Below are 12,815 nucleotides of genomic sequence, written 5' to 3' on the forward strand. Positions count from 1 at the left end.
GATCTAACCTTCTTTAATTTCTGCTAATGTTTTGGCACGACTATGTTCAATTGGTTGCCACTCTACCTTTTTAAAGAATGCCACAATGGTAATTGGAATATAGGTGAACATAAAAAATGGGAACGTAAAAATATACAGTATTTTTTTTAAGCTAGTCGTGTGAATATTTTTCCACTGTGTCCACGTTGTAATCACGGCAATCATCACTAACATGAAGTAAATATTCATGATCATTTGTCCTAACATGGTCAAAATTAAATCCTTTTGATGGTCACTATATTCACCAAATAACAGAACACTTCCGTTAAAAATTAATGTAAAAATGGTTAAGATAATAGCAGGCATAATGACCATGAGCATATCATAACACGACATATTACGGCGCTCGAACGTTCCTTTAAATAAATCTAAACCGTAGCGATGAAAGACTTGAAAAAATCCTTTTGCCCATCTTAAACGTTGTTTAAACGATTGCTCAAACGTGACAGGCTGTTCATCATAAAGCATCGCTTTTTGACAGTAACCAATTTTTTCACCTGTTAACACGTTATCTATTGTAAACTGAATATCTTCCGTTAATAAGAAAAATTTCCAGCCCCCATATTTTTCAATAATTCGACGGCTAAATAAAAAACCAGTTCCTGAAACCGCACAACTATTACCAAGCAACATACGACCACGATTTAAAAACTCTGATTCCCATAAAAACCATAATGCATAACCGGCTGTAATCCAGTTATCGCCATAATTTTTTGAATTTCGATAACTTGTGATGATATCATAGCCATTTGAAAAGGTCTTATTCATCTCTGAAATATAATTTCGATCTAAGACATTATCTGCATCAAAAACAAAATAACCATCAAACGGCTCGTAATCACATTCAATTTTTTCTAGTAAATAGTCCATCGCATAACCTTTTCCAACCTTTGTTTGATTAAATCGCTCATAAACAACAGCTCCCATCTCTTTGGCACATTTAGCTGTTGCATCGGTGCAATTATCTGCAACAACAAAGACAGTGAGTTGATTTTGATCATACGTTTGTTTATTAAGGCTATCAATTAAATGTTTAATCACTGACTCTTCATTACGAGCAGCAATTAACACAGCAAAACGATGAGGCTTTGCTTGCTCTTGGCGTGACTCATTTTTAAAAAATGAGGCTATCACATATAAAAACTGATAACTATAGCAGAGAAAAAAAACGATAGCAATCACTAAGTTAATCAAAATAATTTTTTGCATAGTACTCTCCTTAAATTGACCTAGCAGTCGGGATGATTAATTTAAATCTTTGTCTCTTTTTTATTCTATTACATGACAATCGCATGTTTATTTAACACAAAAGGAGCTTGACGATTAAATGGCCATGAATTTATTGTTTCCTTTTTCATTTCTTTTAGACCGATTTTTGTCGTTTTCTTTTTTACCGTCAAGCTACTAGGATTAAAACATCTATCTCTCTATTTAAAGAAATTAATGACTTTTTATCAAGGGATTGAATGATATCTATACAAAAAATTCATGTTCTCATGATATTTTCCACACTAAATCCACAGTTTTTTCGACATAAAGGACACACTTATTTGTTATTTAAACAGTTAAGACTGCGTTGAATGATCATTTATTTTACAAACGCAGTCATTTTACGACATCTTATCGATGATAACAAAATGAACTCATTCGTATGAATGTGACTTTTTATTATGAGCGAGGAACTTATTATGAAAAATAAAATAATCTCAATGATCCTTAGCACACTACTTGGCTATGGAATTTTATCTTGGATCACAAGCCAAACTCAGTCGCTAACATTAGGCGTTATGGTAACACTGATCTGGATGGCCTTTTATCTTTTTTTAAGACATAAGACAAAAGAATGTCCTTCACTTACTAAGGTAGAACAATTCGTCATCTTCTTATTAACTATCATGCTGTTGAGTTATACAAACTTGACCATTGAACGACCTCTTTCCTTTTTAACTCGTCCGTATACGATCAGTATAATCTCAAACGACTCAACTCATCCGATTGAAATCTCTGAAATTAGTGTCAATAATGAAACAATTAATTTAGCATTATTTAGTGAGACATCAGATTGGAGTTATCAAGAAACATTAAGCACGACTTCTAACACACCACTGACGCTGAGTGGTTTAACGAATGAGTCAATTAATGTCTCTTTTTTAAAAACATCAAAATCAGGCAGCGTCTCGATTTATCAAAATGATACGCTCATTAAGACGTTAGATTTATCAAGTAACACAGAGTATTCATTTAAAACGAAAATTTCAAAGGATTTTCTCATTCTTTTAATTCCTGCCTATATCGGAACTATATGCATGGTTTATCTATCGTTTAGCAAGTTATTTCAGTGGTGTCAACTAAAAGTTAATGCGCCTTTTCTAATCTTTAAGAAAGATCTATCGACTCATGGTATTTTATACGTTAGTTTACCTATTTTATTTTTAACGCTTTTTAAATGGACTGCACTCACTAACATCAGTCTTCGTCCTTATTTGTTAGCTTTATTTTTTGTAATCATGCCAATGATTGAAGTCATCTTATTTAAAAATAATCCGATTAAGTCATCTAAAACTAACGCATGTCGGATGATTTTTTACCTTTTATATGCTTCAATCCTAACGATGATTGGCATGCAAGTGATTTATTTCTTTCCAAATTTTGATGTTGCCATGACTTGGATTACGCATCACGTCAATCTCATTTTTCTATCTTCAACCATTATCTTTAGTATGAGTGTTCTTTGTTTTTGTTTGTTCAATCACTTAGTGTTAGCCATTGGAGTTTCCACCCTTTTAATGATTGGGGTCGCAATTGCTAACTTTTATAAAATGCTTGTTGTTGGCGAACCGATTTATCCATCAGATGTCTCGATGATAACCAACCTGACAGATATTATTGGTTACGTGAAAGATCTTTTATCTCCAACTGTTTTAACAGCACTATTTATCGGGGTAACGTTATTTATCATTTGTTCTTTCATCTTTCGTCAAGGCTTTAAGTTAAGCATGAAGCAACGTGTTGTCTTGTTCACTTTATTTAGTATTTATTTAGGCTCTATTTTTTATTACGAAAAAACACCACTTAAAACGCTGGTGAATCAAACGGTTTATTTTACTAAATGGAATCAATTAAATAACTATCAACAAAATGGATTTTTATTTGGATTCATTACGAATCTTCAAAATGAATTAATGATTAAAAATGAAAACTACAACGAGAAAAATATGACTGACTTAGTCGATTACTATACAAAAAAAGCCAAAGACTATAACGAATCTAAAGAGTCATCTCAGCTACCAAACATTATAACAATCGTGAGTGAATCATTAAGTGATCCACTGGTTTTTGATCAATTAACTTTTAGTGAAGATCCGCTCTCAAATCTTCGTCAGTATATGCGAACCTACTCATCCGGACAATTTCTATCACCTTTTAAAGGAAACCGTACTGCGAATGTTGAGTTTGAATATTTAACGGGCTTTTCTAATTCATTGTTATTAGAAGGTACTATTCCATTTCAACAAGCTTTAAGCACTAAGGATAAAATCCCATCTTTCATTTCCTTTATGACCGATTTTGGCTACTCATCTGTTGCCATTCACCCTAATAATCCAGCTTTTTATAAACGAAAGGTTGTCTATCCAGCGATTGGGTTCCAACGTTTTTTATCGATTAATAATATGAAAAATCTAGAGTATATTGAGAGCGAAAAATATGTCAGTGATGAATCGGTATTTAATGAACTTTATGATGAACTGATCGCCTCTGATCAACCCCTTCTTGCTTATGGCCTAACCATGGCGAATCATATTGCTATTTTTGATCAAAAATTTGGCGACAATACAATTGAAGTTGTGAATTCAACAGGTGAACACGAAACAGAAATGGAAACGTATGCGGAAGGCTTAAAACAAAGCGACGTCGCTTTAAAAGAATTTATCACAAAAATTGAACAATATGATGAACCGACCATTGTCATCTTCTTTGGTGATCACTTAATTAATTTTCAATCTGATATTCATGAACGACACGGATATATTGAAAAAGACACTGATGCCGCTCGTACAAAAATGTTCTTTGAAACCCCGCTTCTTATCATGTCGAATCTAGAAGATTTCAGCATCGAAAACATTCATGACATTAGTCCTATCTTTATTGCTCCAATCGTTTTAAAGGAGCTAAACTTACCGTTATCGCCATTTTATCTTTTCTTACTTGATCTATATGATCAATTTAGCGTGTTACATAATAACTTCAAACTCGATGCGAATCAAAATCAAGTTGATGAGCTAACCGATGAACAAGAACAATTGCTACTCGCTCTTGAACTGATTCAATATGATATTTTAGAAGGAAAAGAGTATACGGCAGCTACGTTCTTTAACGCTCCTAATTAATCAAACATGAGTTACAATCATGATTCTTTTAACTCCTGGTGAATCTTTAAAAAGGTATAACTAAACGAAGAAACTTTTTATTCAGTCAATAAATAAAAAATAGTTCAAATAACGATTCTCTTATTGTTTAAAACTAAAAATATTTTCCATAACATAATCGTAAGTGAAAAACTTGCAACTTTCTAACTCCTTTTTTTTCATTAATTCCCTTTCATTAAACAACTGGTTCTCAATCAGTTGTTTTTTTATGGCAAGAGATTGTTTTTCAAAGATAAAAAACGAAGGCTATCGCGCTCTTTATCTAAAGATTTTTATAGAAATAAACAATCTCTAAACATAGATTATTTAGTTAAAACTTTACAACAAATCACCCAAAACCATTATTTACAAAAAAAGGAAAAAGGTTATAATGAATATATAGTTTGATATCAAATAATTAGTGAGGAGTCCAGTTAATGAAACCAAATTGTGTAGGAAAAGAAATACATTCCGTAGGAAATCTAATTAAAAGACAAGTCGATAATTTAAGTTCTATTCGATATGCTGATCAACTAACCGGCACAAATGGATGGATTATTGATTACTTATATCATCATCAAGACCAAGATATTTTTCAAAAGGATATCGAGGAAATATTTGAAGTCACTCGCTCGACCGCTTCAAAGGTAATTACTTTAATGGAAAAGAAAGGAATGCTCACTCGAACTACTGTCCCTCACGATGCGAGGTTAAAAAAATTAACGTTAACTCCGTTAGCATTAGAAATGGAGGCGACGATTCTCAACGATATTCAGCAATTTGAAAAACAATTAATTAAGGGCTTAAATGAACAAGAAATTAATTTTTTATTTCACTGTTTATCAAAAATCAGAAATAATATTAGATCATTTTAAGTAAGAGTCATCAGTTTTTTATGCCCTAATTGTTTGATGTCAAACAAAATATCAAAATTAGATCAAAGATAGGGGGAATTTGTATGATTAATCGCTTATCACAATCGATTCGAGAATATAAAAAAGATTCGATTTTAGCACCGATCTACGTTTCTTTAGAAGTTCTCTTAGAAGTTGTCATTCCAATCCTAATGGCAAGTTTAATCGATTATGGAATCGATGCGGGAAATTTAAATTATGTTATAAAAATGGGGGTTATGTTATTAGTCTTTGCTGCTATTAGTTTATTAACAGGAGCTTTAGCCGGTCGAAGTGCAGCTATTGCATCATCAGGATTTGCTAAAAATCTTCGTCAAGATATGTATTATAATGTTCAAAACTTTTCATTTTCTAACATTGATAAATTTTCAACGGCGAGTATTGTCACGCGTTTAACGACAGATGTCACCAATGTGCAAAATGCTTTTCAGATGATTATTCGCATGGCTTTTCGTGCGCCAATCATGTTAACGTTCGCAATGATTGCAGCTTTTAGAATTCATGCCCAATTATCTTTAATCTTTCTAGTCGCAGTTCCAATCCTTGGAATCGGGTTATATATCATTATGATTAATGCACATCCAATATTTGAACGCATTTTTCAAATTTATGATCGATTAAATAACATCATCCAAGAAAATTTACATGGTATTCGTGTCGTTAAATCTTTTATTCGTGAAGAATATGAAGAAGAAAAATTCATGAATGTTTCGGATCAAATTTATCAAAACTTTACAAAGGCTGAAAAAATATTAGCATTTAATATGCCTTTAATGCAATTTTGTATGTACTCTTGTACTTTACTCATCTCTTGGTTTGGTGCTCGTTTAATTATTACAACAGGTAATGATCCTGTTTCAGGACTTAGTACCGGACAATTAATGAGTTTAATCGCTTATGCTACTCAAATTTTAATGAGTTTAATGATGTTATCAATGGTTTTTGTCATGATAACTATTTCTCGTGCATCGGCTGAGCGTATTGTTGAAGTGTTAGAAGAAGAGAGTGATTTAAAAAATGGTGCTCATCCGATTTATGAAGTGAAAGATGGTTCAATTACATTCGAAAATGTTTCATTTAAATACTATCAATCAGCTGAAAAAGAATGTCTAAAACAAATTAATTTAACCATTGAATCAGGACAAACAATTGGAATTATCGGAGGAACTGGATCATCTAAAACAAGTCTAGTTCAGCTGATTCCACGTCTGTACGATGTTACAAAAGGACGTGTAACGGTTGGTGGCGTAGATGTTCGTGACTATGATTTAGAATCACTTCGTCAACAAGTTGCGATGGTTCTTCAAAAGAATATCCTATTCTCAGGAACAATTAAAGAAAACCTTCGTTGGGGAAATGAACAAGCAACAGACGAAGAATTAAAAAGAGCTTGTGAATTAGCACAAGCTGATGACTTCATTCAAAACTTTCCTGATGGATATGATACTTATATCGAGCAAGGTGGAAGCAATGTATCAGGTGGTCAAAAACAACGTCTATGTATTGCACGTGCTTTACTAAAAAAACCTAAAATTTTAATTTTAGATGATTCAACAAGTGCTGTTGATACGAAGACAGATGCTTTAATTCGTCAAGGATTCGCTTCAGATATCCCAAATACGACAAAAATCATTATTGCTCAACGTATCTCCTCTATTCAAGATGCTGATCAAATTCTTGTTATGAATGACGGAGAAATTAACGCGATTGGAACTCATGATGAATTATTAAAGACATGTTCAATTTATCAAGAAGTATATCATTCGCAAGTGAATGGAGGGAACGTTGATGAAACAATCTAATTCGATTGGGAAACTAAATCAAAGTAAAAAAGATTCAAAAACATTTAAACGTTTGTTAGGTTATCTATTTAAACATAAGTTAAAATTTACATTCGTTTTAGCTTGTATCGTAACAAGCGCTCTAACAGGAGTTGCCTCTTCTTTATTTTTACAAGTCTTGATTGACGATTATATCTCTCCCCTACTACTAGAAGCCGTTCCAAATTTTTCAGGTCTATTTCGTGTTATTTTATTAATGGCCGGCCTTTATCTTATTGGGGTCTTAGCTACATTATTTTATAATCGTTTTATGGCTATCATTTCCCAACAAGTGCTAAAAGAAATTCGAGATGAGATGTTTGCTCATATGCAAACGTTATCGATTAAGTATTTTGATACTCATACACATGGGGATTTAATGAGTCATTATACCAATGATACGGATACATTACGTCAAATGTTATCTCAAAGTATTCCTCAGTTAATTTCATCATCTATGACGGTTACCGCTGTTTTTTGTTCAATGTTAACGCTAAGCTTTTGGTTAACAGCTGTCGTTATTGTCTTCTTAGTGATTGCCTTAACGATTGTTAAAACAATCGCTGGACGAAGTGGAAAATTTTTTATTGCCCAACAAAAATCACTCGGTGATGTGAATGGATATATTGAAGAAATGATTCATGGTCAAAAAGTCGTGAAAGTCTTTTGTTATGAAGATAAGGCAAAAGAAAGATTTAATGTTTTAAATGAACAATTATGCTTAAATTCAACAGCAGCTAATAAATACGTTAACATTTTAATGCCAATCATGAATAACCTTGGATACGTATTATACGTGGCAATTGCTTTATTTGGAGGAATTCTTGCCATTTCTGGTGTTACTAATTTCTCGATCGTTGGAAGTGGCGTTATTTCACTTGGGATGATTGCCTCATTCTTACAACTATCACGTAACTTTATTAATCCGATTGCACAAATTTCACAACAAATTAACTCGATTGTTATGGCTTTAGCTGGTGCAGAACGTATTTTCGATTTACTTGACGAAGAAAGTGAAAGTGATCATGGTACTGTTCATCTTGTTAATGTGACTAGTGACGATGGACATTCAACAGAGTCAAAAGATTATACCGGACACTGGTCTTGGAAACGTGATCTTGGAAATGGAAAAGTTGAGTATATTGAGTTACAAGGTGATATTGAATTTAACCATGTCGATTTTGAATATGAACCAGGTAAGCGAATTTTACATGATATTAACCTTTACGCTAAACCAGGTCAAAAAGTAGCATTTGTTGGATCAACCGGAGCGGGAAAAACAACAATCACAAACCTCATTAACCGTTTCTATGATATTGCCAATGGTCAAATCACATACGATGGAATACCAATTGATGAAATCAATAAACAAGATCTTCGTCGTTCATTAGGAATCGTTCTTCAAGATGTTAACTTATTTACCGGAACCGTTCTTGAAAACATTCGATATGGAAAATTAGATGCCACAGATGAAGAATGTATTGAAGCTGCTAAATTAGCAAACGCTCATCAATTTATTGAAATGCTTCCACACGGCTATCAAACCGTTTTATCTGGAGATGGTAGCGGGTTATCACAAGGGCAACGTCAATTAATCTCGATTGCACGAGCAGCCGTCGCTAACCCACCTGTTATGATTTTAGATGAAGCCACTTCTTCAATTGATACAAGAACAGAAGCCATCGTTCAAAGAGGAATGGATGCATTGATGCATGGACGAACTGTATTTGTCATCGCCCATCGTCTATCAACCGTTCAAAATGCCGATGTCATCATTGTGCTTGAACATGGTCGCATTATTGAACGAGGAAATCATGAATCACTAATCGAAAAACGTGGAAAATACTATCAACTATATACAGGTGCATTCGAACTTGAATAAAATAAAAGCTGAATCTCATCGATTCAGCTTTTATTTTATTCGACAATCTTTCGTTATTTATATCTCTATTAATCTCAACATTATGTTTTATATAATGATTAGTATTTGAAAATCGAGACAATCTATATAAGGTCATCGCTAGTTGAAAATTTATGAAAAAATCTAATGTTTAAATGACTAGAACACTAATTCTTCTTACACTTAACGGTGAGATTCTTGGTATTTAATCACTAATTAAATCATAGGTTATACCATCTCATTTCAATTGATGAGTAATCATTTTAATTAGGTGATTCTTTTTTAAATTAGATCGTAAAGGAAGGTTATTTATGTGGATGATACATCTATTTTTCTTTACAATAGGTATGGTTTTAATAGTGCTTGGAGTTGGAATGATTTTTTTAAATTGGGTCCCTCATAAGATGATCCGTTTAGATGAGTTGTGTGAGCGATATGATCATTTAATTGAGGAAGATGAGCTTTGCCACTTTGAGGGTGGTTATCAAACTCTACTTGGAATTTTTCTAACCATAGCTAGTCTTGTGCTTCCTTACCATTCTAATCCATTGCTCATTTATCTCTTAATTGTTGGTTGCTTTACTGTTTTTTATCGTCCTCTTAAATACTTATATTTTAATCCATAAAAATAACCCACCTAAACTAAGGTGGGCTTTTACTTAACTATGTGGTCGTGCTTCGTATTGCGTCCGCATGGTGAGAATAAACTGATGTTGTTGATGAGATGGAACAAACTGTTTAGCTACTTTTTTACTCGAAACAAATTCACGATTTCGTTTATGAAAGGTTTGTTTTAAATAACTCATTAAGCTGACGCGTGGCGCTAATTCAACTTCCTTAATCATGTTAGCTTTTTGAGCTTCGTTCCCCCACCCTAACCGTTCACTTAAAAATTTCGCTTGTTAATCAACCATCAGAGTCATCTCTCCCTTCGTCCTACTACATTATACGAAGAAGGCATCCCATTTATTTTAAACTTTTATCACATTTAAGGTAAATTAACAGACATTAGTTGCCTCTTGAGAGTGAAGAGCACGATCTGGTTTAACTCCTTCACGATCTAAATGACGTTTAATATTTTCAATTCCATGCGTCACCATATCGTGATGAAGATTTTTCTTAATCATCCCATCTGGTTGTAGGCCCGTATAAAGATAGGCAATTGAACAGAACATTCCCGCTACTTTTGTTTTTGCTTTAATGTTGATTTTTTCAGTATCAAATTCTAATAACAATTCACTATTATCTTGATCATGCATCAGCTGTTTAAATTGTAAAAGCTTTTGTTCTAACGCTTCTAATGAACAGTTTTCACTTTCAAGCATCCAGTGACAAGCTAGTTTTAAATCTGCATCACGTTCAAAACGACTGAGCACTAAAAAAATAGCACGTAAAATTTGCTCATCATCTAAAGCATTTTGTTGACAAACAATTGAATCATTTGTCATGGTCATATAAAAATAAGAATTTAACATGAAACATCATCCCTTTCTGATTAGCTCTAATTCAGTAGTTTAAATGCGGCACACAATCTTTTAAAGAATCATTCCCCCCGTATTTTAACTATTTTAAATTATATCAAATAATAGGAAAAACGCCTACCCTTCCCTCTTATCTAATTGGATATAACCTCTCATACTTTTCTCACTTCAAAGCAAGTGTGCTCTCATTATCAATCCGGTCTTACTTTCTCAATTCAGTTACTTAGACTCATGACAAAAGCATTTAAAATAAAAATAAAGCCTGTCGCAACTATTTATTTTTCAAATAGCTCTGACAGGCTTTATTTAATTATTATCAATGGAGGCGCCAATCGGATTTGAACCGATGATCAGGGAGTTGCAGTCCCTTGCCTTACCGCTTGGCTATAGCGCCTTGTGCTTTTGCCTTACAATTTAGTATATGATGACATCATTAACTTGAGAACTAAACGTTGAAATAATTTTATCTTTTTCGTGCCTTAACTATGACCTTTAAATGATTCTGGCGGACTTCATTTAATCATTATCAATGGAGGCGCCAATCGGATTTGAACCGATGATCAGGGAGTTGCAGTCCCTTGCCTTACCGCTTGGCTATAGCGCCTTGTGCTTTTGCCTTACAATTTAGTATATGATGACATCATTAACTTGAGAACTAAACGTTGAAATAATTTTATCTTTTTCGTGCCTTAACTATGACCTTTCATCATTCTTTAAATGATTCTGGCGGACTTCATTTAATCATTATCAATGGAGGCGCCAATCGGATTTGAACCGATGATCAGGGAGTTGCAGTCCCTTGCCTTACCGCTTGGCTATAGCGCCTGATTGCTTTTGCCTTACAATTTAATATATGCTGACGTCATTCATTTGAGAACAACTTTTTAAAAATAATAAGTTTTAATAATGACTTCTCATTAAAAAAGACACCCTTCGGTGTCTCAAAACTTTTATAAATTTAAACTTATCAAAAGCTGATAATCATTTTATCTTTGATAAATATCAAAATATAAGTTTAATAACTGCTCACTCGCCTGTTCAAAGCGAATTTTTTTAATTAACTCCGTTGTAATTTTTTCTTGATGTTTCGTTTGAGCTAACTTTTGATGAATAAACGTAGGTAACTGCCAAAACCACTCGTTTTGAAGAGGAAGTGTCTCAATCTCCTCGTCATGTGTAATGAAGTAGGATCTTTCATCTGTGAGTAAATAGTCTTCAAATAACTCTCTTTCTAAATAACCACAAGCAATCCATAAGGCGACCTTAAAAAGATCGGTTGGTGTTTGACTGAGATGTTGTTTAATCGCCTCACTAAAGCGCTGATAAGGTAGTAAAAACTCTTCTTGAAACGCCTGGACTAACACTTCAAGTTTAAAATTTCATCGTGGATTTGATGACTTTGTAAATCTAAATCGAAAATTTCTCGCAACAAATCATAATATTCTTTATGACCTCGAAGATTATAATATTTTTGAGGAATTCGCAAATATTCATTCTGAGAATAACATTCTTTTTGTTCTGAAAATGGTCCTGAGAATCGATCAATGACTTCTTTCCAAGATGGGAAGTTTGAAAGCATGGACACCCCTGCTCCGACAACAATCACGAGTTTATTATCTTCAGATGCTTTTTTTATAATTCGCAAACTTTCTTGTGTAAAAGGCTTCAACCTATTCACCTCCATCATGAGCTAAAAACAAATAATCACTTCATATTTGACCTTGATCGATTAAGGCCTTTTTATTTTTAAAGAAAACGAATGACCTTCATTTAAAGATTTTCACCTTTTTCAGTCATACTTATTAATGACTAATCTATATATCTTAATTTATGTCACTGTTTTCATTCACATACCTTTAAGTCATGACTTCTCTATTAAGTCTTTAATAAAATTTCCATTTTATCGTTATAACTCTAGTTGAGTTGGATAAACTAATGATAGTTTTTTAGCGGGAGTGATTTAAATGAGCTTAAAAGAAACTTATGAATTATTAAAAGCAAAAGAATCTGACTTAGCAAGTGAACTAGAAACTCTACAAGTAAAAATGACGATGATAGAAGAGAATATTAATGGCATTGAAAGAAACCCTAACTTTTTAGAAACAGAGGTTCAACCTCTATATGAGTCGTTATGGAACTTACAAAGAGACTATAAAAAACATCAAACCGAATGGAATACCGTTCAAATTCAACTTCATCAAATGAATCAAATTTTAGACGATCTCGTAAAAACTGATCAAATCATATAAAAAAGC

11 protein-coding genes and 3 tRNA genes are annotated in these 12,815 nt (G+C 33.0%); 6 read left to right on the forward strand and 8 right to left on the reverse strand.

The window, feature by feature from the left end; genetic code table 11:
• Positions 1-3 precede the first annotated feature (3 nt).
• Positions 4-1,248, reverse strand: coding sequence for a glycosyltransferase family 2 protein (locus JRC48_RS05395; RefSeq protein WP_235070828.1), 1,245 nt, complete (start codon positions 1,246-1,248; stop codon positions 4-6).
• A gap of 479 nt (positions 1,249-1,727) precedes the next feature.
• On the opposite strand from JRC48_RS05395, the gene JRC48_RS05400 reads away from it, so the two are divergent.
• From JRC48_RS05400 to JRC48_RS05420, 5 genes are all read left to right on the forward strand, one after another.
• The gene (locus JRC48_RS05400; RefSeq protein ID WP_235070829.1) at positions 1,728-4,427 is read left to right on the forward strand and encodes an LTA synthase family protein; all 2,700 of its coding nucleotides are present in this window, start codon (positions 1,728-1,730) and stop codon (positions 4,425-4,427) included.
• 455 nt (positions 4,428-4,882) lie between these two features.
• Positions 4,883-5,320 (forward strand): MarR family winged helix-turn-helix transcriptional regulator, encoded by a 438-nt coding sequence (locus JRC48_RS05405; protein WP_235070830.1) that lies wholly within the window; start codon positions 4,883-4,885, stop codon positions 5,318-5,320.
• Between the two features lie 83 nt (positions 5,321-5,403).
• A complete protein-coding gene (locus tag JRC48_RS05410) occupies positions 5,404-7,161 on the forward strand; it encodes an ABC transporter ATP-binding protein (RefSeq protein WP_235070831.1) in 1,758 nt (585 codons plus the stop codon).
• Positions 7,148-9,061, forward strand: coding sequence for an ABC transporter ATP-binding protein (locus tag JRC48_RS05415; RefSeq protein WP_235070832.1), 1,914 nt, complete (start codon positions 7,148-7,150; stop codon positions 9,059-9,061). Before JRC48_RS05410 ends, JRC48_RS05415 begins: the two co-directional genes overlap by 14 nt.
• Before the next feature lie 329 nt (positions 9,062-9,390).
• Positions 9,391-9,705: a hypothetical protein gene (locus JRC48_RS05420; RefSeq protein WP_235070833.1), complete on the forward strand. Its 315-nt coding sequence runs from the start codon at positions 9,391-9,393 to the stop codon at positions 9,703-9,705.
• 33 nt (positions 9,706-9,738) lie between these two features.
• Here JRC48_RS05420 and JRC48_RS05425 read toward each other — a convergent pair whose 3' ends face one another.
• The 7 genes from JRC48_RS05425 to JRC48_RS05455 all read right to left on the reverse strand — a co-directional run bounded on the left by JRC48_RS05425 (position 9,739) and on the right by JRC48_RS05455 (position 12,229).
• Positions 9,739-9,924, reverse strand: a complete 186-nt coding sequence (locus tag JRC48_RS05425; protein ID WP_235070834.1) for a hypothetical protein — start codon at positions 9,922-9,924, stop codon at positions 9,739-9,741.
• Between the two features lie 153 nt (positions 9,925-10,077).
• On the reverse strand, positions 10,078-10,554 hold the full coding sequence (locus JRC48_RS05430; RefSeq protein WP_235070835.1) for a hypothetical protein: 477 nt from the start codon (positions 10,552-10,554) through the stop codon (positions 10,078-10,080).
• 326 nt (positions 10,555-10,880) lie between these two features.
• Positions 10,881-10,954, reverse strand: a tRNA-Cys gene (locus JRC48_RS05435).
• 136 nt (positions 10,955-11,090) lie between these two features.
• Positions 11,091-11,164, reverse strand: a tRNA-Cys gene (locus tag JRC48_RS05440).
• Between the two features lie 147 nt (positions 11,165-11,311).
• A tRNA-Cys gene (locus JRC48_RS05445) sits at positions 11,312-11,385 on the reverse strand.
• Positions 11,386-11,546: 161 nt separating this feature from the next.
• Complete coding sequence (locus tag JRC48_RS05450; RefSeq protein ID WP_235070836.1) at positions 11,547-11,924, reverse strand: hypothetical protein; 378 nt, start codon at positions 11,922-11,924, stop codon at positions 11,547-11,549.
• A complete protein-coding gene (locus JRC48_RS05455) occupies positions 11,918-12,229 on the reverse strand; it encodes a hypothetical protein (protein ID WP_235070837.1) in 312 nt (103 codons plus the stop codon). The genes JRC48_RS05450 and JRC48_RS05455 overlap by 7 nt, the downstream gene beginning before the upstream one ends.
• A 295-nt stretch (positions 12,230-12,524) precedes the next feature.
• Between JRC48_RS05455 and JRC48_RS05460 the strand changes: the two genes are divergently transcribed.
• Positions 12,525-12,809 (forward strand): hypothetical protein, encoded by a 285-nt coding sequence (locus JRC48_RS05460; protein WP_235070838.1) that lies wholly within the window; start codon positions 12,525-12,527, stop codon positions 12,807-12,809.
• Positions 12,810-12,815: the final 6 nt, after the last annotated feature.

Origin of the sequence: Turicibacter sp. TJ11, assembly GCF_021497505.1 — a bacterium.
In the GTDB taxonomy this organism is placed as follows: Bacteria; Bacillota_I; Bacilli_A; order MOL361; family Turicibacteraceae; genus Turicibacter.

What these genes read in the sequence shown, in the direction of transcription:
- JRC48_RS05395 (WP_235070828.1), bottom strand. Translation starts at nt 1,248, where the DNA reads ATGCAAAAAATTATTTTGATTAACTTAGTGATTGCTATCGTTTTTTTT.
- JRC48_RS05400 (WP_235070829.1), top strand. Translation starts at nt 1,728, where the DNA reads ATGAAAAATAAAATAATCTCAATGATCCTTAGCACACTACTTGGCTAT.
- JRC48_RS05405 (WP_235070830.1), top strand. Translation starts at nt 4,883, where the DNA reads ATGAAACCAAATTGTGTAGGAAAAGAAATACATTCCGTAGGAAATCTA.
- JRC48_RS05410 (WP_235070831.1), top strand. Translation starts at nt 5,404, where the DNA reads ATGATTAATCGCTTATCACAATCGATTCGAGAATATAAAAAAGATTCG.
- JRC48_RS05415 (WP_235070832.1), top strand. Translation starts at nt 7,148, where the DNA reads ATGAAACAATCTAATTCGATTGGGAAACTAAATCAAAGTAAAAAAGAT.
- JRC48_RS05420 (WP_235070833.1), top strand. Translation starts at nt 9,391, where the DNA reads ATGTGGATGATACATCTATTTTTCTTTACAATAGGTATGGTTTTAATA.
- JRC48_RS05425 (WP_235070834.1), bottom strand. Translation starts at nt 9,924, where the DNA reads ATGATTAAGGAAGTTGAATTAGCGCCACGCGTCAGCTTAATGAGTTAT.
- JRC48_RS05430 (WP_235070835.1), bottom strand. Translation starts at nt 10,554, where the DNA reads ATGTTAAATTCTTATTTTTATATGACCATGACAAATGATTCAATTGTT.
- JRC48_RS05460 (WP_235070838.1), top strand. Translation starts at nt 12,525, where the DNA reads ATGAGCTTAAAAGAAACTTATGAATTATTAAAAGCAAAAGAATCTGAC.